The organism is Psychrobacter sp. WY6 (assembly GCF_018448495.1).
Classification (GTDB): Bacteria; Pseudomonadota; Gammaproteobacteria; order Pseudomonadales; family Moraxellaceae; genus Psychrobacter.
The window spans coordinates 952,122-975,536 of the sequence record NZ_CP049902.1 but is presented as its reverse complement, the minus strand read 5'-3'; the positions used below and the strand labels follow the sequence as shown (position 1 = coordinate 975,536).

Annotated in this window: 19 protein-coding genes and 4 pseudogenes; 7 read left to right on the top strand and 16 right to left on the bottom strand. The window is 43.1% G+C overall.

Annotation, left to right across the window (positions count from 1 at the left end):
- Positions 1 to 195 precede the first annotated feature (195 nt).
- Positions 196 to 1,723, bottom strand: a pseudogene (ppx, locus tag G7Y90_RS04900) (exopolyphosphatase).
- A 471-nt stretch (positions 1,724 to 2,194) separates the two neighbouring features.
- Between ppx and G7Y90_RS04895 the strand changes: the two are divergent.
- Positions 2,195 to 2,530: an Mpo1-like protein gene (locus G7Y90_RS04895; RefSeq protein ID WP_250163939.1), complete on the top strand. Its 336-nt coding sequence runs from the start codon at positions 2,195 to 2,197 to the stop codon at positions 2,528 to 2,530.
- Positions 2,531 to 2,549: 19 nt separating this feature from the next.
- On the opposite strand, the gene G7Y90_RS04890 is transcribed toward G7Y90_RS04895, so the two are convergent.
- The 3 genes from G7Y90_RS04890 to G7Y90_RS04880 all read right to left on the bottom strand — a co-directional run bounded on the left by G7Y90_RS04890 (position 2,550) and on the right by G7Y90_RS04880 (position 6,352).
- Positions 2,550 to 4,298, bottom strand: coding sequence for an AMP-binding protein (locus tag G7Y90_RS04890; protein WP_250163549.1), 1,749 nt, complete (start codon positions 4,296 to 4,298; stop codon positions 2,550 to 2,552).
- Between the two features lie 287 nt (positions 4,299 to 4,585).
- Complete coding sequence (gene hemL, locus G7Y90_RS04885; RefSeq protein WP_250163548.1) at positions 4,586 to 5,887, bottom strand: glutamate-1-semialdehyde 2,1-aminomutase; 1,302 nt, start codon at positions 5,885 to 5,887, stop codon at positions 4,586 to 4,588.
- A gap of 111 nt (positions 5,888 to 5,998) precedes the next feature.
- Positions 5,999 to 6,352 (bottom strand): zinc ribbon domain-containing protein YjdM, encoded by a 354-nt coding sequence (locus G7Y90_RS04880; RefSeq protein WP_055123598.1) that lies wholly within the window; start codon positions 6,350 to 6,352, stop codon positions 5,999 to 6,001.
- Positions 6,353 to 6,675: 323 nt separating this feature from the next.
- Between G7Y90_RS04880 and ygfZ the strand changes: the two genes are divergently transcribed.
- Complete coding sequence (ygfZ, locus tag G7Y90_RS04875) at positions 6,676 to 7,449, top strand: CAF17-like 4Fe-4S cluster assembly/insertion protein YgfZ (protein ID WP_250163547.1); 774 nt, start codon at positions 6,676 to 6,678, stop codon at positions 7,447 to 7,449.
- Between the two features lie 74 nt (positions 7,450 to 7,523).
- Complete coding sequence (locus G7Y90_RS04870; RefSeq protein ID WP_250163546.1) at positions 7,524 to 8,837, top strand: D-amino acid dehydrogenase; 1,314 nt, start codon at positions 7,524 to 7,526, stop codon at positions 8,835 to 8,837.
- 105 nt (positions 8,838 to 8,942) lie between these two features.
- Here the strand turns inward: G7Y90_RS04870 and G7Y90_RS04865 are convergent, their stop codons facing one another.
- The 4 genes from G7Y90_RS04865 to G7Y90_RS04850 all read right to left on the bottom strand — a co-directional run bounded on the left by G7Y90_RS04865 (position 8,943) and on the right by G7Y90_RS04850 (position 12,084).
- Positions 8,943 to 10,013, bottom strand: a complete 1,071-nt coding sequence (locus tag G7Y90_RS04865; RefSeq protein ID WP_250163938.1) for a molybdopterin dinucleotide binding domain-containing protein — start codon at positions 10,011 to 10,013, stop codon at positions 8,943 to 8,945.
- Positions 9,992 to 10,177 (bottom strand): hypothetical protein, encoded by a 186-nt coding sequence (locus G7Y90_RS04860; protein ID WP_250163545.1) that lies wholly within the window; start codon positions 10,175 to 10,177, stop codon positions 9,992 to 9,994. The genes G7Y90_RS04865 and G7Y90_RS04860 overlap by 22 nt, the downstream gene beginning before the upstream one ends.
- Positions 10,178 to 10,191: 14 nt before the next feature.
- Positions 10,192 to 11,154, bottom strand: a complete 963-nt coding sequence (locus G7Y90_RS04855) for a molybdopterin-dependent oxidoreductase (protein WP_250163544.1) — start codon at positions 11,152 to 11,154, stop codon at positions 10,192 to 10,194.
- A 240-nt stretch (positions 11,155 to 11,394) separates the two neighbouring features.
- Positions 11,395 to 12,084, bottom strand: a complete 690-nt coding sequence (locus G7Y90_RS04850) for a TetR/AcrR family transcriptional regulator (RefSeq protein WP_250163543.1) — start codon at positions 12,082 to 12,084, stop codon at positions 11,395 to 11,397.
- Between the two features lie 503 nt (positions 12,085 to 12,587).
- Between G7Y90_RS04850 and G7Y90_RS04845 the strand changes: the two genes are divergently transcribed.
- The 3 genes from G7Y90_RS04845 (at position 12,588) to G7Y90_RS04835 (ending at position 14,863) form a co-directional block, all read left to right on the top strand.
- Positions 12,588 to 12,791: a CsbD family protein gene (locus tag G7Y90_RS04845; RefSeq protein ID WP_045443240.1), complete on the top strand. Its 204-nt coding sequence runs from the start codon at positions 12,588 to 12,590 to the stop codon at positions 12,789 to 12,791.
- Between the two features lie 746 nt (positions 12,792 to 13,537).
- The gene (locus G7Y90_RS04840; protein WP_250163542.1) at positions 13,538 to 14,173 is read left to right on the top strand and encodes a hypothetical protein; all 636 of its coding nucleotides are present in this window, start codon (positions 13,538 to 13,540) and stop codon (positions 14,171 to 14,173) included.
- A gap of 318 nt (positions 14,174 to 14,491) precedes the next feature.
- Positions 14,492 to 14,863, top strand: coding sequence for a hypothetical protein (locus G7Y90_RS04835; RefSeq protein WP_250163541.1), 372 nt, complete (start codon positions 14,492 to 14,494; stop codon positions 14,861 to 14,863).
- A 9-nt stretch (positions 14,864 to 14,872) separates the two neighbouring features.
- On the opposite strand, the gene G7Y90_RS04830 is transcribed toward G7Y90_RS04835, so the two are convergent.
- The gene (locus G7Y90_RS04830) at positions 14,873 to 15,184 is read right to left on the bottom strand and encodes a YqfO family protein (RefSeq protein ID WP_045452700.1); all 312 of its coding nucleotides are present in this window, start codon (positions 15,182 to 15,184) and stop codon (positions 14,873 to 14,875) included.
- 53 nt (positions 15,185 to 15,237) lie between these two features.
- Positions 15,238 to 15,834: a DNA-3-methyladenine glycosylase gene (locus G7Y90_RS04825; protein ID WP_502937397.1), complete on the bottom strand. Its 597-nt coding sequence runs from the start codon at positions 15,832 to 15,834 to the stop codon at positions 15,238 to 15,240.
- A gap of 244 nt (positions 15,835 to 16,078) precedes the next feature.
- On the opposite strand from G7Y90_RS04825, the pseudogene G7Y90_RS04820 reads away from it, so the two are divergent.
- Positions 16,079 to 17,433 (top strand): annotated as a pseudogene (locus G7Y90_RS04820) (short-chain fatty acid transporter).
- A gap of 256 nt (positions 17,434 to 17,689) precedes the next feature.
- Here the strand turns inward: G7Y90_RS04820 and purC are convergent.
- From purC to G7Y90_RS04785, 6 genes and pseudogenes are all read right to left on the bottom strand, one after another.
- Positions 17,690 to 18,401, bottom strand: a pseudogene (gene purC / locus G7Y90_RS04810) (phosphoribosylaminoimidazolesuccinocarboxamide synthase).
- Positions 18,402 to 18,527: 126 nt separating this feature from the next.
- A complete protein-coding gene (locus G7Y90_RS04805) occupies positions 18,528 to 18,785 on the bottom strand; it encodes a hypothetical protein (RefSeq protein WP_250163540.1) in 258 nt (85 codons plus the stop codon).
- A 57-nt stretch (positions 18,786 to 18,842) separates the two neighbouring features.
- Entirely contained in the window at positions 18,843 to 19,778 is a 936-nt protein-coding gene (gene dapA / locus G7Y90_RS04800; RefSeq protein WP_250163539.1) for a 4-hydroxy-tetrahydrodipicolinate synthase, read from the bottom strand.
- Positions 19,779 to 20,209: 431 nt separating this feature from the next.
- Positions 20,210 to 20,350 (bottom strand): hypothetical protein, encoded by a 141-nt coding sequence (locus tag G7Y90_RS04795; protein WP_250163538.1) that lies wholly within the window; start codon positions 20,348 to 20,350, stop codon positions 20,210 to 20,212.
- A complete protein-coding gene (locus G7Y90_RS04790) occupies positions 20,347 to 21,369 on the bottom strand; it encodes a hypothetical protein (protein WP_250163537.1) in 1,023 nt (340 codons plus the stop codon). Before G7Y90_RS04790 ends, G7Y90_RS04795 begins: the two co-directional genes overlap by 4 nt.
- A gap of 296 nt (positions 21,370 to 21,665) precedes the next feature.
- Positions 21,666 to 23,001, bottom strand: a pseudogene (locus G7Y90_RS04785) (Do family serine endopeptidase).
- Between the last annotated feature and the right edge of the window lie 414 nt (positions 23,002 to 23,415).

Here is a 23,415-nt window from a genome sequence, read left to right as displayed (position 1 = left end):
ATTTATGTTTAAGAATAATATCGTTATCGATTTTTAGATAATGAAAGTACAGTTGTAAACTCAATAGAAGCTATAGTAGCACATCTTAAATGGCATGACATTACTGACAAAGCCGCTTTTGTTACGTTAATCTATAGCATACTCATTACAATAGTAACAGCACCGTGTTGATCGCTCAGTACAAACCAGCGCTATCTAGCCCTCAACCACGCTCAGCGTCACGCCCCATTTAGCAAACTGCTCAATCTCAGTATGCAGATCCGGCAATAAGAAAGCATAGTGCTCGCTGCTATCGGCAACGGTGATTTGCCAGCAATGATCATCCATGGCTTGTAACTGTAATTCTGGTAATTCATGATCGCTGCGGCTGTGATGCGCCAGTACAGCCAAACGTAGCAGCAGACAAAGATAAACAAGCTGATTACCACCGATAGTACAGGTCTGCTCTAACATATCGGCTTTGAGCTTACGACGATGATTGAGCATCAGTTGTGCCATGCGCTTTTGATCGACTTGCGAGAATCCTGGAATATCAGAATACTCAAGCAAATACGCGCTGTGCTTATGATAACTACTATGACTGATGGCCAATCCTGTCCTCATGCAAGAAAGCCGCCCGTCTGAGTAAATCACAATCATCATTGGTAAGGGCGAGCTTCTCCTTCACTTGCTCAAATAAATGACGACTGGTTTTCACCACTTGTTTGGCTTGTTTTTTGTCCCCCGAATAACGCTTAATCAGCGCCAGCACACTGCGGTCACGAACATCTTCGCTAGCAAAGCGTCCAAGCATGTCGTACATCACACCTTCACGTAGTGCACCATCTGAGTAACTAATGGTATCGACACCCAGCACTTTCATGACTGCACGCAGTACCGCAACGCCTGCTGGGAAGACGGCTTTGCGATGTTCCTTAACGCCTTCTAAATCGATGTCATCGACGTTGCCAATTTTAAGCAACAGTTTCTCTAACTTTTTGACACCTTTATAAGTGATGCGCTCTTGCTCATCAGCCCAGCCCTTAGAGACCAGCACATTACGTACCGCTTTAATCGTCCCACTCGAGCCAACCACACTACTCCAGCCCAATTTTTGATAACGACCCTGAATCGCTAACACTTCTTTGCGAGCGGCTGATATCGCATTATTAAAGGCTTCTTTCGTGATTTGACCATCGGCAAAGTACTTCTGGGTAAAGGCGACACAGCCCATCTGCAAACTCTCGGTCAACAGCGGATCGAACTCTTGACCAATGATAAACTCTGTCGAACCGCCACCAATATCGATGACCAAACGCTTGTCACTACTGGCATTGGTGTGTGAGACGCCCAAATAAATCAAGCGCGCCTCTTCTCGTCCCGCGATAATCTCAATAGGTTTCGGCAGTATTTTATTGGCACGGGCAATAAAGTCATTGGCATTTTTGGCTTGGCGTAAAGCGTTGGTCGCAACCACGCGAATGCGTTCGGGTGGTACCGAATCCAAACGCGCCACAAATCGGCTCAAACAGTCAAGACCTCGCTGTGCAGCTGCCGCACTTAAGATATTATTTTCATCCAAGCCTGCGGCGAGCTGGACTTTTTCAGACATAGAAACGACTTTTCGCACCTCACCATGGTCAAGACGCGCAATGGCCAGATGAAAACTATTGGAACCGATATCAATGGCTGCCATCATTTCATCATCAGCAAGCGGCGGATTTGTAAGGTAGTCAATAGGCATAAGAGGAATCGTTACCGTGTTGGATAAAAGGGAGAGGATATGGGTTAAAAATCAGACGATTGAGTCATATAAACATCGTAGCTGCACCAAATAGTGCCATCTATACAAAGATGCTCACGTGTTTGATGCAATTTTCGCCATTAAAGCATTTATGCCAAACACTGGCAAGTGACCCAAATGCTAATTAAGCAGCAAGCGTATCATTAACAAAATAACGAATGCGCCATAAACATCCATTGCTTGTGTTAAGGATAGCGTTTTGCTAAAAAACGACCAATATTATAATAAATAACAGTCACTTAATGACCGCCTAGCCGCTTTATTAAAACAGAAAGCACTCTAATTACTCGCCCTAATATCTATACTCAATAAACGATTAGCAAGGAAGCTAAACAAATGAATCAAACGACCACACAAAACACTACCAAAAACGCTGATGCTCAAGCGGTCAGCAATACTAAAAAAAACATTATGACAACCGTCAGCCCAACAAAGCAGAAATTTTATGACTTCTATTTAGCTGAACATCAAAACATGGCTTGCCGCCGCTTACATTTCGCCGGTAGTAGCTTTGGCTTATTGGGACTCGCAAAGTCGGTCAAAACCGCTTCGCCAAAACCATTACTCAAAGGCATCGCTGCTGGATATGCTTGCGCTTGGGTCGGTCATTTTTTCTTTGAAAAAAACAAACCTGCCTCGTTCAAATTCCCGCTAAAAAGCTTTGCTAGCGACTTTCGTATGTACAGTGATGTCCTACGCGGTAGACTCAGCTTAAAAGACCGTAAATTTGATAAAATCGGACGATAATAACTCACCACTAGCCCAACTAACGTAAAGACTTACGTAATATTTTTCCTACCGCGGTTTTGGGCAATTCATCGATAAACTCGTATGACTGCGGGCGTTTATAACCTGTTAAACGCTCGCTTGCGAAGCTTTGTAACTCTTCTACCGTTAGGCTCAACTCCTTTTTAACCACAAACGCTTTGGGTACTTCACCGCTGTGCTCATCTGCAATACCAACCACCGCGACTTCAAGTACTTTCGGATGCTCTGTCAATGCCGCTTCCACTTCGTTTGGATAGACGTTAAATCCTGAAACCAGTATCATGTCTTTTTTGCGATCCACCAGTGTCAAAAATCCATGTTTATCTAGCACACCAATATCACCTGATTTAAAGTAGCCATCCTTTGTAAAAGTATCTGCATTGTCTCGTTGCCAGTAACCACGCATGACCTGCGGGCCTTTAATACAAACCTCGCCCCGTGTACCTATTGCACAAGTTGCACCTTGTTCATCAATGATTTTAATATCCATCATCGCAAGTGGCAGACCAACGCTACCGTTGAAATGATCTATATCAGGTGGATTAAAAGAGATAACTGGTGCAGTTTCGGACATGCCGTAACCTTCATTGATAATCATACCAGTGACTTGTTGCCACTGATCAGATACCGCTTTTATAATTGCGGTGCCGCCACCGATAGATAGTGCCAAGCGACTAAAATCAAGGTTGGCAAACTTTGGATGATGCAGCATACCAATAAATAAAGTATTCACCGAAGGAATGACATGCGGACGATGCTGCTCGATGATATTGACTAATCCATCGATATCACGCGGATTGGTGACCAGTATGTCTTCCCAGCCGCCATAAATGCCTAGTAAGCCGCAAACGGTAAATGAGAAGATATGATAGAGCGGCAACGGATTGAGTATTTTGATCTGCTCGCTACGACCCGCTTCAATCGCATGACCAAACATCGCATAACACTGACAGACATTGGCCATGACATTGTAATGCGTGAGCATCGCACCTTTTGGCTTGCCAGTCGTGCCACCCGTATATTGCAATAAAGCTAAATCTTCACGCTCGATAGTAACAGGCTGATATTGCTCAGCGTGGTATGCACTCATAATATGGGCAAAGCTTACATTCTGCTCTGAGATATCATTTGCAGCATTATCGGCTGTGGTTTGGTTGGTTTGATTGAATTGACGAGTAGTATCGGTCGACGGCTCAAGTTGGGTAAGCAAAGCAATATCGTTATCAGCAGGTGCAGCATTCGGATTGACGGAACAATGTACGATTAATGACAGTTGCGCTTTGACTGCATCATCTAACTGATCGTAAGCAGAGGTCATCCCATCGAGGACAATCAGCACACTAGCTTGAGCATCCGTCAGCTGATGCGCCAATTCATAATGGGTATACATCGGATTGACATTCACCAATACCGCGCCTGCTCGCAGACAACCAAGTAACACCACGGCATACTGCAATATATTGGGTAATTGCACAGCGACACGGTCGCCTTTACTGATTCCTTGTGCTTGTAAAAAAGCAGTAAAGCGGCGGCTGGCAATATCCAATTGTGCAAAGGTAAGGGTGGCGGGCCCCATACTAAAAGCCACAGAACAACTATGCTGATCTATCTTGGGTTGCAATAAATCTAGCAGGTTGTGCTTGTTCTCTAATACATCTAAATTATTTCTTATTCCATATTTCTCATACGAGGCTTGCCATAGCGGTGGCGTATTACTACTAGGCATATCATTAGTGCTTGTAGTCATCAGTTAGCATCCTTGCTCAATTATCTTGATTCATCTCAGAATAGCATAATTTATTGTTATTTTGCAATCACCCAAAGAAGGAACTGTCTTAGTCTTAGTCTTAGTTTTTTAATTTATGCAATCATCGTCAAAAAATCTTTATCTCTTATAGTAAAAATCACAAAAGGATAAATATTGGGCACAAAAAAAACCAGCATGATCTCTCATACTGGTTCTTGTAAGTACATACATTCTAAACAGGTCTTAAATGAACATAGTCCTGAATGAATAAGGTTCTGAATAAACAGTTACGCTTTTGCCATTTCTGCAAAAATCTCGTCAGCGGCTTTAATAGAGATATCAATGTCTTCATCGCTGTGTTTAATTGACATAAAGCCTGCTTCATAAGCAGACGGTGCCAAATAAATACCGCGATCCAACATGCCATGGAAGAACGTGTTAAACACCGTCATATCACACTCTGTCACGTCATCGAAGTTCTTTGGCGTGTCAGTTTCATTGTCTTTGACAAAGAACATGCCAAACATACCGCCCAATTTATTGGTACGCATGTTGATGCCGTGTTTGTCAGCCGCCGCTTGAAAACCGTCTACCAGACGATCAACTTTCGCTGCTAACTCATCATAAAAGCCATCTACGGTTAAGTCTTCAAACATCGCGATACCCGCACGCATTGCCAGTGGATTACCTGACAATGTGCCAGCTTGATAGACACCGCCGAGTGGCGCAATGCAAGACATCACTTCTTTTTTACCACCGAAAGCACCAACGGGCAGACCTGCACCGATGATTTTACCAAAGCAGGTCAAATCAGGATCAATGCCGAAATGTGCTTGTGCACCACCAAGGCCGACGCGAAAGCCCGTCATGACTTCGTCAAAGATTAATACTGCGCCATTGACAGTACACTCGGCACGCAACGTATCATGGAATTCTTGTGTTGGAATGACCATATTCATGTTGCCAGCGATCGGCTCTAAGATAACGCAGGCGACTTCTTCGCCCCATTTCTCAAAGCAATCTTTAATCGCTTGTGGGTCATTATAAGGAATGGTAATGGTGTGCTTAGCAAAATCCGCTGGCACGCCTTTTGATGTTGGCTCACCGATATCAAGCATACCCGAACCTGCTTTTACCAATAAGCTGTCTGAGTGACCATGATAGCACCCTTCAAATTTAACGATTTTGTCACGTTGGGTATAACCACGAGCCAAACGAATTGCACTCATGGTCGCTTCTGTACCAGAACTGGTCATACGAATCATCTCCACGCTTGGGACAATTTCGCAAATTTTATCGGCAACAGTCGTTTCAAACGGCGTTGGCGTACCAAAACTCAAACCATCATCAGCTGCTTTTTTGACCGCATCAATCACTTTAGGGTGCGCGTGTCCCAAAATCATTGGACCCCAAGAGCCGACATAATCGATGTAGGCATTGTCTTCGGTATCATAAATTTTGCTACCGTTAGCACGGTGCATAAAAATAGGCGTGCCACCAACACCAGCAAAGGCACGGACTGGCGAGTTTACACCGCCAGGAATATGTTTGCGGGCTTGCGCAAATAGCTGTTCGTTTTTAGTGCTCATAATTATTCTCTACTTATTATTTCTTTAATATTGATTCTGTCTTATTTTATTAAAAATAACCTTGCGGCTTGTTGTTAATGCTTAGCAGATTTTTAAAGCACATTTAATAATTTATGCTTTTTTAACAACAGATGATTTAAGCTTCATTGGCCCAAAGCCATCAAGTTTACAGTCAATATCATGACCATCAGATGCATCGGGCAGCAGGCGAATACCTTTTGCTTTGGTACCAACTTTAATAACAATCGATGAACCTTTGACTTTTAAGTCTTTAATCACGGTGACGGTATCGCCATCTTGCAGCTCATTACCGACCGCATCACGAATGACCGCGTCTTGCTCTTCAGCTTGCGCCGCATCGGTTTCAGCCGCAGTCCATTCATGAGCACACATGGGACATACCAGTAACGCACCATCTTCGTACGTATATTCAGCATCGCATTTTGGGCAATTGGGTAAGCTCATAATTTCCTCGTCAGCCGTGATAAATTGGGTGTATTCTAGAGCTAACATTGTACCGTAACTCGCCAGCTTTAACCAATCGCTTCGCTCGTAAATGCGGTGCTGTGACTAATTGATAGATTCGCTCATGTCTTACAGCGGACGTTTTTTATCACACAGTGTTTTGTGGTACTCTGCTTTAACTAAATTTGGTTTGATAGCCATATATCTTTAGATGGTAAAAACCTCAGTATTTACGTTAGCAATTACTTTAACAACTCAGTATTCACCACAATATCTGAGGCTATGGCTACTGATAACGATAGCGACTTATTAATAGGATAATAATGACTCAATCAAACGTATCGACCCTCCCATCAACATTGCCACAATTTGTTCAACTAACGATTCAAGGTGAAGATGCAGAAAAATTCTTACAGGGTCAGCTAACCTCTGATGTCACCAAACTCGGACTCAGTTATCAAGCAACGGCGCTTAGCAATTTAAAAGGTCGCATTGATTTTGGTTTGTGGATAAAAAAACAAGCCGAAAAGCATTATGATGTGGTTATCAGTGCCGATTGTGCTGAGGCTTTTCAAGCCCATTTAAAAAAGTTCGGTGCCTTTTCAAAATTTGACACCAGTACGCCCGCGCCCATTTATCCTTGCGTGCTTGATGACGTGCCAACCTTTAGCCATCAAGAAGACCACAATACGCCAGCCGATACCCAAGCGTGGATGCAAGCGAGTCTTGCCATTGGCAACTATTGGATAGTTGCTGCAACCCAAGGTCTGTTTCAGCCACAAGAGCTGCGTCTGCATCAGCGCGGTGGTATGGACTATGATAAAGGCTGCTATCTTGGTCAAGAAGTGATTGCCCGTATTTATTTTAAAGCAGCGCCAAAAGCGTTTTTACATTATGTCAGCGGCGCAGGTGACGTGCCAGCAGCCGGTGACAAGCTAGAAAAAATTCATGTGGTTAATGCGATTGCCGATGACACTATTAATGGTAATGGTTTTAAAGCATTGGTCGTTGCCCGTCCAGAGCATTTAGCCGAGAGTGAGCTTACGATATTAAACTTACCGCCAGCGCTGCAAGCCGATGTTGCGCGTCAAAAATAGTACGACATGATGAATGACGCGTAATAAGCAGCACTCGTAAAAACATTTTTACTAAAAAAGCAGCAGAGTAATCTATGACCCATATTGCGGTACTCGGAGCGGGTGTGGTGGGCGTGACCACCGCATGGTATCTTCGCCAAGCAGGCTACGATGTGACCGTCATTGAGCGTGAGCCAGCTGCCGGTATGCAGACCTCATTTGCCAATGGTGGGCAAATATCTGTCTCGCACGCAACCCCTTGGGCCAATCCTGCGGCTCCAATGAAAGCCCTTAAATGGCTGTTTCGCGAGGATGCGCCGCTGTTGTATCGCTTGCGTGCTGATAAGGCGCAGCTTAAGTGGGCGATGCAGTTTTTGCAAGAATGCCGGGCAGATAAAGCCGATGCCAATTTGGTACAAATGGTACGTTTAGGCTTGTATTCACGGGATGCACTACAACAGTTGCGTGCTGATATCGGTATTGATTACGAGCAGCAAACGCGCGGCATCATGCACTTTTATACCAATCAAGCGGAATTTGATGCCGCCATTGCGCCAACGGAGCGCATGCAAGAGTTAGGCTGTGAGCGTCATGTCATCGATATCAATAATGCCGTTAACTTAGAGCCTGCGCTTTACCCTATTGCTCATAAGCTAAAAGGTGCTACTTATACCAGCCGTGATGAATCGGGTAATGCCCATTTATTTACCCAGCGCTTAGCCGAGCGCTGCATCGAGGCTGGCGTTAAGTTTTTATACGATACCGAGATTCTGGCGTTAAACACTGACGCCCATTCTGCTCGCCCGCATATCCATAGTATTACCATTAAACCCAAGGGCGAAAACGCGCAAACCTTTAGTGCAGACAGCCATGTACTGGCATTGGGCAGCTATAGCGTATCGCTCATGAAACCGCTGCATATTCATCTACCTATTTTCCCTGCTAAAGGCTACTCGGCCACTTATCAAATCAACCCCCGCGCCCCGCATCTAGCACCCTTTGTCAGTCTCATTGATGATGAGTTTAAGCTGGTGACATCACGCCTTGGTGACAAGTTACGCGTCGCTGGAACAGCAGAATTTAACGGCTACAATTTGGATTTGAATAGCACGCGCTGTGCAGCCATTACCCGCCGTGTGCAGCAGTTGTTTCCCAAAGGTATCATTGCCAATTCTGTGCAATATTGGACAGGGCTACGTCCAATGACACCTTCTAATGTGCCGTTAATTGGGCGCGCGCACAGAGGTCAAGTCCGTCATGGCAGTCATAATGTGGATGCTAGTTTTGATTTATGGCTTAATACGGGTCATGGTACGCTTGGCTGGACGCATGCTTGCGGTTCGGCGCAGGCGATCAGCTTATTAATACAAGGTGAGACACCGCCAGTCGATTTGATTTTGTTGGCTTAGGATCGTAAAAATAAGAAACGTAAGAATAAGAAACGTAAAAAAGGCGCTACCATTATAAGTAAGCGCCTTTTTTCTTATATGGAAGACTTTTATTCTAGAACTATTTTATGCAGCGCTCCCTGATTTCATATCGAAATCAGTATCAGAATCAGTCGTCTCCAAATCAGTCGCTTCTGGCTCAATCGCTTCCAATTGTACTGGTACACCATTGACTGCCGCATTACCACTTAGCTGATCAATTAAGGTATCGTCTGTCAAATCATTGACACTGACGCCCGCATGCGCTTGAGCGATTTTTTGTTTTACCCCTTTACGGCCATGACCCCACCCATGAGGGATACTCACGACATTTGGCATCAGCTCATCCGTCACTTCTGCTACGATCGTCACACTACCCACACGCGACGTGACTTTTACGTTTTGACCATCCTCAATACCGTACTCTTTCGCTGTTTCAGGATGCAGCATCAAAGTACAGCGCGGCTTACCTTTTACCAAGCGATAGCTGTTGTGTAGCCACGAATTATTGCTGCGTACATGACGACGACCAATCAATAGAATTTGCTTGTCATCATAGTCCTGCATCATCTCCTGTACGCGCTCTAAATCTGCTTGATAAAAATCAACATTAAGATGAATCTGCTTGTCTTTGTTTTTTAACGCTTGTGGTAGCATGGTTTTGAGCGCTCCCAAATCAATCCCATGCGGATTTTTCTTCAATTGCTTTAGATTGAGACCCTTATAAGGCCCACGTTTTAGACCTTGATTAAGCACAAACTTCGGACCCAAAACTTTTATTATTAGGCGTTCGACTTTGGTTGCAAGTACGGCTTTTTTATCCAAGCGTTTTGCCAGCTCTAAGTAGATTTGCCAGTCATGTTTGGCACTTCTTTGCTTAGCAAACAATGCCTTTGAATATTTGGCGACGTTATGGACGGCAAAATTGTTAAAGGTGACGTCATAATGATCGCGCTCTAGTGGTGATACCGGCGGCAAAATGATATGCGCATGACGGCTGGTTTCTGTGACAAAGTAGTCAATAGCGACCATAAAGTCTAAGTTGGCAAAAGCCGTATCTAACTTTTCACCATTTGGCGTGCTGAGTACAGGTTTGCCCGCGATAGTCATAAAGCCTTTTAACTGCCCCGCCCCTTCTACCAACATCTCATCCGCCATTGCCACGACGGGATAATCGCCATTAAATCAGGCAAGTTACTCACGCGGCTATGGCGCTTACCTAAATAACCTGGGCCTGAGTTATTGACTACATCGACCGCAGGATTGGGGAACATTAGACCACCTACTTCATCCAAGCGACCTGTGACAATATTAATCAGCATAATTAGATATTGACTCAGTAAGCCAAACTCTTGCCGAGACGCCCCATGCGCCCATAACAAACCGAGCTTTCGGCTTCACAAAACTCTTTGACCAGTCGTTTAATCTCTTTTGCCGCAATACCAGTAATCTCAGCAACGGACTCTGCGCTATAGTCTCGAGCAAAGTCTGCGAGCCGCTCAATCTCTGGTGCGAGCGCCGCCGCTCTATTATTTTTAGCGCGTGCCTTGTCCGCATACCCTTGGAGATAAATTTCATTGAGCATGGCGAGCAAGAGCAAAACATCGGTCGCTGGACGAATAAAGTGATGCTCGCTAGCAATATCTGCCGTTTCGGTGCGTCTTGGATCAATGACTACCACTTTACCATCACGCGCTTTGATATCTTTTAGTTTTTGACGCATATTTGGTGCGGTCATAATACTGCCATTAGACGCTAGCGGATTTCCACCAATGATGAGCATATATTGGGTACGATTGACGTCAGGCACAGGGATGCGCAGCATATGCCCGAACAGATGCATGCTAACAATGTGATGCGGTAACTGGTCGATGGAAGTCGCAGAAAAGCGACTGCGCGTCTTGATACTGGTTAATAGATGCTTAATGGTTAACATGCCGCCCAAATTATGGACATTAGGATTGCCTAAATAAACACCGAAGGCGTTTTGACCATGTTTTTTCTGTACCGACTGAATACCGGCAGCAACCTTATCGAGAGCTTCAGGCCAGCTAATCTCTTTCCAACCGTTAGCCGTTCTCTCAACGGGATGACGCAGGCGATCACTGTCTTCATGCAAGTCTTGCAAAGCAGTCGCTTTTGGACAAATATACCCTTTAGAAAATGGATCGTCTTTATCGCCTTTAATCGAGAATACCTTTTTTCCATCGTGCTTGATGACAATTCCGCACATCGCTTCGCATAAATTGCAGGTTCTAAAATGTGTTTGTTCATCCGTGTGAGTCTTTTCACTAGCCATGGTCGCGCTCCCTGTTATTTTTTACTATAGTCATTCCACTATAAAAATATTACTGCGTTAACCTCGCTTGACGTATTAAATAGACATTTACACTCGGTTGCCTTGTACTGCTTTTAAATTGAATCGACTATATCGCTTTCACTATATAAATTCCGTTTTATAAGTTAATATGGTTACTAAATTTGCTCATCTTAAAAATCTTGAGAATTAGTCAAAGTGCAACATTGATTAGCTGAATGACTAGCCATCTACTCTGTGCCTATCTTTGGCGAAAAAACTATTAAAAAGCCCATCAAAGTTTTTGCACAACACTTCAATGGCTTGCTGCCGTGAATAACGCTGTTGATGACATCCCAATATCAATTCATGGACTTGGGCGGCAGCGATATCGACACAGAGATGAACGTCAGATTCGTCAAAAGAGCACTCGGCTGACTGCAACCCCGCTATAAATATCTTGGTCCACTCTTCTCTTATCTCTATGATTAGACTTCCCAACCCGTTACGTTCTATGTTTGAATCAAAGCGCAGACTGTCTTCGAGCAAACGTTGAAATAAAGTGATGTTTTGAAAGGCGGCATCAAAAATCAATGTTAGGCATTCCTGACAACGCTCATTGAAGTCCTCTTTAGACAACGTTGGATAGTCTCTAAGCATATCTACCCACGCCATGCGCATCGGCGATAAATAGTTGTCTTTAAGCTGCTCGCCTAACACCTGCTGCAACGCATCTAAACTATCAAAATGATTATAAAAACTTGGCTGAGCAATACCTGCGCCTTTCGCGATTTTATTCATGCTCATACCAAAAGCGCCCTCTACGCTATACAGCTGCAAGGCACTTTTCAGTAACGTATGACGCGTTTTCGCCTTTGCCAGCTCTCGTTTTGTTTCCGGTTTTTTAGCACTTACGCTGTTAAGTACATTCACTATCAACCTGCCCCAACTTAATCTACAAGACAACGATTATTCAACTATAAGGCTATAGCCATTTAAACAAGAAGTCTATTACTAAATATTTAACCTTACTTATTCTTGATGATTCGTTTTAACCCATCCTAAAACAATCATAAAAAAATAGCCGCCACATTTATGATGACAGCTACTTTTTTTATTCCTATATTTACAGCGTGTTACGACGTCATTTTTTATAAATCATCGCCAGACTTGTTGATCCTCTTTACGTATGTCACTGATAAAACACTTCATTCATTACACAAATGGACGATGCATAACATAGCTGTGCAGATCTCAATAATGGAGCAACACTCTCAACATTGCATATACAGACATGACGATGGTGAGCACTTATATTAGATATCACCAGTTAGCTGATTAATAAGTACTGATAGCAGCTGAGTAAAATGTCGATTAAAGACAGATGGAATAATTGTCTCAATAACCAATTTTATAATAAAAGAAGGAACATAAAAATGAACGAACATACTCTAAAAGGTGAATGGAACCAAATAAAAGGCTCAGTAAAACAAAAATGGGCTGATCTTACTGATGATGATTTATTACACGTTGAAGGTAGCCGTGATAAATTGGTCGGAAAAGTTCAAGAACGTTATGGTCACAGCAAAGATGATGCTGAACGTGAAGTAGACGCATGGCGTACTGAACATAAATACTAGTAGATAATCATGCTTGTAAGAAGTATTAAGATAAAAATTTTATAAGCAGATTATTTAAACGAAAACCGCATTAGTTTCTAATGCGGTTTTTTTATGCTGGACTGATCACCAACTTGATTTATATCAAATAATTCTAAAAGATAAAACTCAAAGTCCAGACACGATAAAACCGCATAGCAATTAACTGTTATGCGGTTTTATTGTTAACCATCCATGTTACCTATCACCACTGTTTCCCATGCATCCTTGCATAATATTCAGCATATTGTGATACTGGGCATCCTGCCCTTTTTACTACAACTACCAGCATTAACTACTGATAGCAGCAAAGGGTATGTGTCCTTACTCCACTTATCATTATCATCCTGATGCTAATAAGTGAATCATTATCCTTAATGCGGTCAACTCAATCCTTGAGTCACATTCCCTAATGCCGTGTGACTATAATGCCTAATTCCTAACCTGATGTTAAGTCGCGTAAGCGTCATTACGTGTAAGCATATGCTTACATGATTCATATTCGTTACCCTGATTACAACTTATTAACGCAAAAGACACTAATCATCAAGCTTTGTCCATTATGATAGATAATGTAAGAAAATATTTCAAAGCGCCTAATGGTAATAATTAATTTGCCAGTAAGTTATGAATACGATTATATGAAAAATTTATAGAGTGCATACGTGCTCGGCTATCACCAGCAATGATGCGACGGGTAATTTAAAAATATTATAGGATGTTGGATCATGAAAATTCTAAAGCCTTTCTCAATTAAGACCATTATATCTACTGGTCTTGCGGTTACATTATTGGGTACTTCAGTTGGGTGTGCCGTCGTCGGTTCAGGGTATGATAATTACCCAGTATATGGTGGTAATGATGATTATGGTAACGCTGACTACAACCGCATTAGTCAAAAGCTACGCGCTGATCTGCGCCGTAAAGGCTATCAGGTTATGGATATCAAATCCGATAACTACCGTGGCAATCGCATAATGACCGCTTATGCCAAAAAGAACAATCAAGCATACGAGCTAAAATACACGTATCCTGATCTAAAGCTTATTAGCTCAAATAAAAAAGCTTGGTCTAATGTTTGGCAAGACGATAGATATGACAATGACCATTACAAAAAAGACAAATATAAAATAATGGCAAGCATAAGAATAATAAGCACTATAAAAATGATGATATCGAAGATAGCATTAAAAGAGACTCGCGTTATCCAGCAATTAAGCAACGTGCAATCAATAAAATACAAGGCATGGGCTATCGGGTCAACGACATTGAGCTGGAAGAAAAGAACGGACGCGGCGTGTTCGAGATTGAAGCCAAGCGCGGCTCGCAAGAATATGAAATACGACTTGGTTACCCAAACTTAAATGTGATTAAGATTGAAAAAGACTAGGACATGTCCTCCATTCAATTGATAGTTATAGTCAATCCTATATAAATCAGATACGGTATCAGGCTCGCTTAGTCTATTTATAGTATTTTCGCTTGCCTTCCTTGAATCTAAATTATATTGAACCGACTATATTTAAGTGCGCTAAAAATGAAATTAGTAAAATAAAGCTATTAAATAAAGTTTTGGCATCGTTTCTTACTTGATGCCTTTGGTCAAATAAGCCAGCCCTTGGTTTATTTGACCCTTTTTTATAAAAGAAGCAAAAATATTTTTGACATCATAAGAGGATTTGATGAACCACCATACTTTATTAAAAACCACTACTACAGCTAGTATGATTGCAGTGTTGCTGACGATAACGACTGGCTGTGTCACCGCACCTAGTTACAATGCTTACGGCAACCTTTACGAAGATGTTTATAAAGACAGTAAGGTCTACAAAAAGCACAAGAAGACCATCAACTCCATTGATAAAGAGCTTTATCAGCCTGCTATCGAGCAAAGGGCTGCGAATAAAGTCAGCAATATGGGTTATCAAGTCAAAGACGTCAAATACAAAAAAGGTGACAGTAAAATAAAAGTAAAAGCCAAACGCGGCAGTGAAGATTACAAAATCGAGCTTGGCTATCCGAGTTATAACGTGATTAAAATCAAAAAAGACTGAGAGCTGACCCTAAAAGTCTAATACTTCAATCACATCATAGGCAGGCATTTCATAAGGATGCGCCTGCTTTAACGCCTCGACGACCTCTTTAATATCAGCATCAGCCACTACCATTTCTACTCGCCATTCCTCAACGGTTTCCAGTCGATCATGTGCTCCAATATTCGGATTACTGCCTGCCAGTGGTCTAAATTGCCCTGTCCCTTGCACTTGCCAACAGCACTGTTCATAATTGCCAATCGTCCCAGCGCCCGCCGAAAATAAAGCGGACTTTACCTGCTCTAATGCTGTATCTGGAATAAAAACCGTCAGTTTATACATGTATTACTTCCTTCCAGTCGATTTAGAAAAACAGCCATCAACTATCAATCTTACTATTTTTTGGATAACGAAGGATGGTCCGTCCAAATGTAGCGTAATAACCACTCTTTTGCCTCGCCCGCATAATCAATGCCAATCCGTGGACGCAGCGATACTGGCGGATTGCAACCGTCTTCTTCTATCCAAACGGCTGATGCTGGATGAATGGATTTGCCATACAAGTCACGGTCGATTTGTAAACGATTGGTCAGCTTACCAGGACCAGCAAATTGCTTGGGATGAATCAGTTGTTGATCTAAGCTCAATAATTGCTCATCTCGCAGGCGGTCACTATCTTCTGCTAAAAACCCTGCGCGTATCAGCACCGACTCAGGGGAGTCGATAGCACCGCTGATTAAATTGAGCATATGATGGACGCCATAAGTCAAATACACGTAAAAAACGCCACCTTGCTCATACATGATTTCAGTGCGCGGCGTTCGGCTGCCAGCATGTGAGTGACAAGCGGGATCGCCCGCACCGATGTAAGCTTCGGTTTCTGAGATGCGCATACGCAATATTTTAGTCGTGCCATCCGTATCTGACAGCTTTCTACATAGCACTTTACCTATTAAGTCAGCAGCGACCCACAGGTTGGTCGAGTAAACCATGATGACTCTAAAATAGTAGGCTGCGCCGTGGAAGTTTGAGGCGTTGACATTAGTAATAACCTTTTATGCTTTTTATATGATTGAATAATTAATAAGTTAGCATAAAAATACAGCAAGGTATGGCACACAGTGTTTAAGGAATGTTTAAACAAACCTTGCAAGGTCGATATAGCATTCAAAAAGATGATTTTTGCTGAATGAATAAGCATAAAAAAGGAAGAATGAGGTAACATTGGAATGAGGAATGAAACGTAAACTTAGACAAAAAGGAAGTCAAAAAATGAAAGGGATTACACGCTTCTCGAATAGCTTGATGGAAAAATATCTACCAGATCCATTTCTGTTCGTCATTATTTTAACCTTGGTTATTTTTGTAATGGGCTTAGGTTTAACCGACTCTTCACCGGTACAGATGGTGGCGTTTTGGGGTGAAGGCTTCTGGGCTTTGCTGGCATTCTCAATGCAAATGGTTTTGGTGCTAGTAACTGGTTTTGTATTAGCAAGCAGCCCCATATTTAAAAAAGGGCTGGGTAGACTTGCCAGTTTCGCACGCTCGCCAGGTAGTGCGATTATACTGGTCACCTTAGTATCGCTTGCAGCAAGCTGGATTAATTGGGGATTTGGCTTGGTCATTGGGGCATTATTTGCCAAAGAGCTGGCCAAGCGTGTCGAAAATGTCGATTACCGTTTATTGATTGCCAGCGCCTATTCTGGATTTATCATTTGGCATGCCGGATTCTCTGGGTCGATTCCATTATCCATTGCAACAGCAGGCCATCCCTTCGTTGATAAAATCGGTGTTATTCCAACAAGTGCGACCATCTTTGCTAGCTATAACCTAATTATCGTCGCAGCATTGGTGATTATCGTCCCTTTATTAAACCGTCTGATGATGCCAAAAAAAGAAGATACGATTACGGTAGATCCAAAACTTCTAGTAGATCCTATCCCTGAGGATCTGCCAGCCAAATCGGATATGACACCAGCAGAACGCTTAGAAAACAGCTGGATTTTATCAATGGTCATTGGTGTATTGGGCATCGCCTTTATCACGTATTATTTTGCACAGAACGGTTTTGCTCTAACGCTCGACTTGGTTAACTTTATGTTCTTGTTTCTTGGTATTATATTTCACGGTACACCTCGCAAGTATTTGATTGCAGTTCAAGAAGCGGTTAAAGGTGCAGGCGCTATCATCGTCCAATTTCCTTTTTATGCAGGCATTATGGGAATGATGACAGCTTCGGGGTTGGCAGGTGTGATGTCAGAAGCGTTTGTCAACGTTTCAACAGCGGAGACGCTACCACTTTTTGCTTTCCTCAGTGCAGGACTCGTCAACTTTTTGTTCCTTCAGGTGGTGGACAATGGGCAGTACAAGCACCAATCATGTTAGAAGCGGCGGAAATGTTGGGCAGTGATCCGTCACGAGTTGCTATGGCTGTAGCATGGGGTGATGCTTGGACAAATATGATTCAGCCATTTTGGGCATTACCAGCACTGGCGATCGCAGGTCTAAAAGCCAAAGATATCATGGGTTTTTGTGTCATCGTGCTGATTGTCAGTGGTGTTGTGATTGGTTTAGGACTCTTGTTTTTATAATAAATCCTAAACTCCAACCTTAACTATTCTAATAGAGGTTGTTCTTATCTTTAGATAATAATGAAGTAAATCAAATAGCAGTGGAGCTATTCAGAATAGCCATATTTGATAATAACGACTACCTTTAGGTCAAAGCCTTTATATTATTAGTCGTAAGATAAACACGAAGATTAATTTAAAATCACAAAAAAACTGAGCACATGGCTCAGTTTTTTTACGCTAAAGATTGACCTGCAGTGCAGTGCCAATCAAATATCTAGCTTAATGGCACACCAATACGGTTAGCCACTTCTTCATAAGCTTCAATGACATCGCCTAATGATTGACGGAAGCGGTCTTTGTCCAGCTTCTTCTTAGTCGTCTTATCCCAAATACGGCAGCCATCTGGTGAGAATTCATCCCCTAAGACGATACGGTCATGGAACACACCAAATTCTAGTTTGAAATCAACTAGTATCAAATCACCTGCTTCGAATAGCGCCTTTAACACCTCATTTACTTGATGAGTCAGCTCTTCCATTTTTGCCAGTTGTGCTTCGGTTGCCCAGCCAAGAGACACAGCAAGTGACTCATTGACCATTGGATCACCCAGCGCATCATCTTTATAAAACAGCTCATAAGTAGGTGGCGTCAATGCTTGCCCTTCTTCTAAGCCCAAACGACGAACCAAGCTGCCCGCAGCAAAGTTACGAACCACGCACTCAACTGGAATCATCTCTAAACGCTTGACCAATACTTCATCTTCAGACAATTGCTTTTCAAAATGCGTTTCGATACCAGCATCAGCCAGTTTTTGCATGATGAAAGCGTTAAAACGATTATTAACGACCTTTGCGTGCTAATTGCTCAATACGCTTACCATCAAGCGCTGAAGTATCATCACGGAAATGTAGAATCAAAAGATCATTATCTTCAGTTTCATAGACAGATTTGGCTTTGCCTTTATACAGCAGTTGTTGCTTTTGCATTATGGGAGTTCCTGTTCAAGCTTATGTGGTAAAAACGCGCAGCGACCGCTGATTTTTGTATGACAGAATGAATAATATTTACATTAATCACTGTAAAATGTCAGCGGTATAAATAAGGAAATAGCTTCAATTCGAAAGACTACTGACAGCGCGCTCAGGCTTCGGCAGCTGGTACTGATTACCTGATTCGTTCTGTAATTTCAGCGTATTTGCACCAGCATTAGGAGTTGCATACAAAGGTACAAAAGGCGCTGGTTCTTTGTTAGCAGGCAGCTCTATTGGCACAAGCTTCTTGCTTTGCTGATATTCTAAGCTACCATTGTCACGCTTACCAAGTAAGTTTTTAGCACTTTGGCAACCGCTCAATACTAAGGTACTTCCCAATATTAAGGTCAGCAGCGCAGGGAATATTTTGCAGTCGGTGATGATGTTTTCATCATATTATCTCTCTGAGTTAGCATTTACACGCATCATTTTATAATAAGTTCGCACGCACCAAGGCGTCATCAATAGTGGCATGATGTGTTCAGCCAACCATACCAAAGGCAGACGAATACCAGTATCTATCATACCCATTTTATGAAGCGCATATTTGGCTGGGATAGGACTTGACTCAATAAACAAGTCACGGTGTAAATGCTTGACCACATCATGTGCTTTATGAGCCGCATCAAAATCACCACGAAGCGCCGCTGTACAAGTCTCGCTCATCGCTTTCGGGGCGACGTTGGCAGTGACTGAGATATTACCTTTACCACCAAATGTCATCAAATCAAGCGCCGTACTGTCATCGCCAGATAGCACGACGATTCTATCGCCAACTGCTTTGATCAATTGCTCACCGCGAGCGATAGAGCCTGTGGCATCTTTAATCGCGACGATATTATCGATATCAGCCAGACGTTCTACGGTCTCTTGTGCGATATCAACGACCGTACGTCCTGGCACATTATAAAGCATCTGCGGGATATTCACCGCGCGCGCGATAGCCTTATAATGTTGGTATAAGCCTTCTTGTGGCGGCTTGTTATAATAAGGCGCAACCAATAGCGCACAATCTGCACCAGCGTCGGCAGCATCTTGGGTCAGCTTAATGGCTTCCATCGTATTATTGGCGCCTGTGCCAGCAATCACTGGTACACGACCTTTGACATGCTGAACAAAGTAGCGAATGACATCGCTGTGTTCTTGCATAGATAATGTCGCTGACTCGCCAGTAGTACCAACGGCAACGAGACAATGCGTGCCTTGCTCAATCTGCCAATCTATGAGATCCGCGACGTTTATAATCAACCGTGCCGTCAGGATGCAGGGCGTTACCAAGGCTACCATTGAGCCTTGTAGTCGGGTTTTGATCTCGTCGTATGCTGTGCTCATAACCGTGCCTTACTGTATTATCCTAGCTTCTTTCAAAGCTGTCACATGATAGGTCGTTGGCAAGTGTCAATGATTACGTCTACGCCTGTACTCATATTGTTACATTCATAGGCAACATTGGCAATATCTTGCTTTATTGCGAAGTATTTTTTATTATCAATCTTTTTCTATGATAAAAGCGTTAGCAATATAGATGCTAAAAATCGTCTTAGCCTTATTTTTGCCAATGACCGACAACGCTTATTTAATACTAAAAATAGAATATAAAAACGTCTGCTAGTGTAGCATATTTTGATTTGACCGCTATCAATCAATTAACGTTCAATCAATTGAATTGCTGACATGCCATTACAAGCTATAAACCAACAGCCTTATTATTCGACTCTCAGTTTAGCGCAATGAATCAGCGCTGATAAGTCTTTTGAATCATGTTAACGAATCGTCAACACATCGATAGTGGGGCGATACAAGCGAAAAGGCAGCCCTCGTGTGCCAATACCGCTACTGACAAATATCTGTGCACTGCCATGTTGGTATAAACCCCGCTGCTTACCCATGCGGCTATTATTCAACAGGGTTGACTGCTCGCTACTACGCTCAATATTTTTTGTTTTTGTGCCAACCATATATTTTTTTGAATCGCCTTTGCTGCCCCAGTAATCAATAGTGGTCGTGGCTGTAAGGATTTTGGCAAATCGCTAATACTATCAAATCGTGAAGCCAAGATGATGACGGGCTTCGTGGTATTAGCAATTTCAGCACCAAGTGCGGCTTTATCAGACGCATTTGCCTCTTCAATATCAGCAAACTGTTTAGGAACATCTTGCCAGCCGCAAAGCACGGCGACGGTTGGGCTATTTTCCAAATTTTGCTGTCTAAAACCCTCTTTATTATTTTTAGAATAGCTCGCACTGGGCATTACTGGAAACGCATTAGTAGCCCCAGTACATTTAAGTGGCAGCGAGGTACACTGTTGACCAATATAGCTAATATCGAGTACATCAAAGGCACTGGACAACGTATCTTCTAATAGCGGCTGTCCTTGCTTGGTCGTATTAATCGATTGATAACGCAAGTCTGAGGTACTCATCACTGTATAAATAGGCTTATTAACCCCTTTAAACAACATGAGCTGACCCACTAAATCAGCACTTGGATAATACAACCAGTCGCCCGTAATCAGCACCGCATCTGCTGGTAACGCATTGATGGTAGCAACCAGTTTACGGATATGACGCGGCTTGCCGCTATACAAGCCTATGCGTAAATCAGCCAATACGGCAACCGTCAACGGTGTGGATAAATCTAAGTCGATTGCATGATGATCTAAACGTAAACGATTGGGTTGTATCACCACGGTATAAAAATAGAACCCCATTGCAAATACAGCCACTAGCACGAGTGGTAGTGATAGCTGCGCTAGTATCGGCAGCATGTCTTGCGACCAACCTATCACCAACAGCAAAGCCCAAACGGGCATAGTATAGGCAGCATAATATAGTGCCAACTTCAACCAAATACGCATAAAACGTTTGGTAGGATTGGCATTGAACGTTTGTAATCCTGACCACAGTATAATATACGCAAGCAATACTGCTGTCGTAGAGATACTTAGGATATAACATGGTCAGTCATAATTACCTGATGGTTACGAGAGGGTATGAGCCTAGCAACTGGCTTACCCTATATTAGAACGTATAGAGCGATAAATAAATCGCTCCATGAATAAGTTAGTGACAGTGTTAAATTATTTTAAGTCATGGTTAAAAAAATCAGCCATTATAGGGGTCGAGCTCTATCATAGACAAGTAGAATTATTGACGCGCCTGTTATGCCATGCTCAGTTGCTGCCCCGACTACCCATTATTCCTACCAAGCTATCAAAGCTTACTCAATACGTAAACCAATAATCGCGGGAATACCTTGGCGGATAATTTCAATGGTCACTACGCCTTTTTTGGGCAATGATGAGATGGCGCTTGAAAAATCCGTGACCTTTTTAATTGGCTTTTGGTGGAAATTGGTAATCACATCACCTGCCAATAGACCTGAGCGCGCCGCCAATCCCGTTGGGTCAACTGTGGTGACCAAAATACCCGTCTTATTATCCACTGCGATTTCTGCTTGCTCATCAGCGGTCAAGTTACGTAAACGCAAGCCTAACTGCACCTCATCATTCTGCTGATCGCCGCCTTGTGCTCTCACATCATTGGGCGCATAAGTGAGTTTGCCGCTGATGGTCATCTGCTTACCATTACGCTGAATCTGTGCGCGGAAGCTATCGCTCGGTTTGGCACGATTGAGCAAGTTTAATAAATCTGAGGCGCGCATAATTTGCACTTCATTATATTGCAAAATGATATCGCCAGGTTTTAGACCAGCTTTTGTGCAGGTGAGTCTGGTGATACCCTTGTCAGTAGTGCACCTTGAGGACGATCTAGGTTATAAGCTTCTGCTAAATTGCGATCGATGTCTTGCGGATAAATACCTAAATAAGCACGCACCACTTCGCCATCGGTTTTTAGCTGCTCGTAAATATCCATCGCCGCATCAATCGGAATGGAAAACGACAGACCCATGTAACCACCTGTACCACTAAAGATACGCGAATTAATACCAATCACTTCACCGCGCTGATTAAATAGTGGACCACCTGAGTTACCCGGGTTCAATGCCACGTCTGTTTGGATAAATGGCACGCTGGTATCGCGTGAAAAACTGCGTGATTTAGCACTGACAATGCCCGCCGATGCTGAGTAATCAAAACCGAATGGCGAACCAATGGCTAGTACTGGCTCCCCTACTTTCAGAGCATTTGAGTCGCCGATAGGCAAAGCGGGAAATTGGTTACCCGAGACTTTTAGCACTGCCACATCAGAGCGCTCATCACTACCAACCAAGGTTGCATCAAGCTCCGTTCTATCGTAAGAGTGACAGTGATTTTATCAGCGCCCTCCACCACATGATGGTTGGTCAGCATATAACCATCGGCTGTGACAAAAAAGGCAGTACCATAAGCATGCTCAATCGCTGGCGTGGTAGCCTGATCAGGAATACGTAAACGATCACCAAAGAACTGCCGTAACAATTCGGCTGTTTGGGCTTGGGCAAGCTCAGCCTCGCTGACGGTCTTGGTGACATTTACGCGGGCAACGGCTGGGGTAACTTGCTGTACTAAGTCAGAAAAATCCGCCGTGGTGACGACAGCTTGAGCGCTCGCCATGGCGGTGGCAGTGACGCCAGTAACCACCGAGGTACTGACAGCAAGCACCAGCGCACTACGTTTTAACCAATGCGGCACATAAAACTTAGATTGCGCTGTAAGCATATTGATAGGCATGTTGTCCTCCATATAAGTAATCGTTGTTATTTTTAATGGTTATGTTTTGGCTACTATCGCTAGTGACGTGTATACGATGTTTTAATTTTAACCAAATCCGTATATGACAAACGTTGCATCGGCACTGAATGTTATGACGGCCAACCTTTTTAGTCGCCATCTAGTCGTTTATTAGATTACTGTTTTTTATACCCTTATGCCATCGACCATTAGCCTTTCCTTATATAAACACCCCAAAACAATGATAATCCTCGCTAGGTGCATGATAAAGGCAGCTACTGTATGATAAGTCATCGT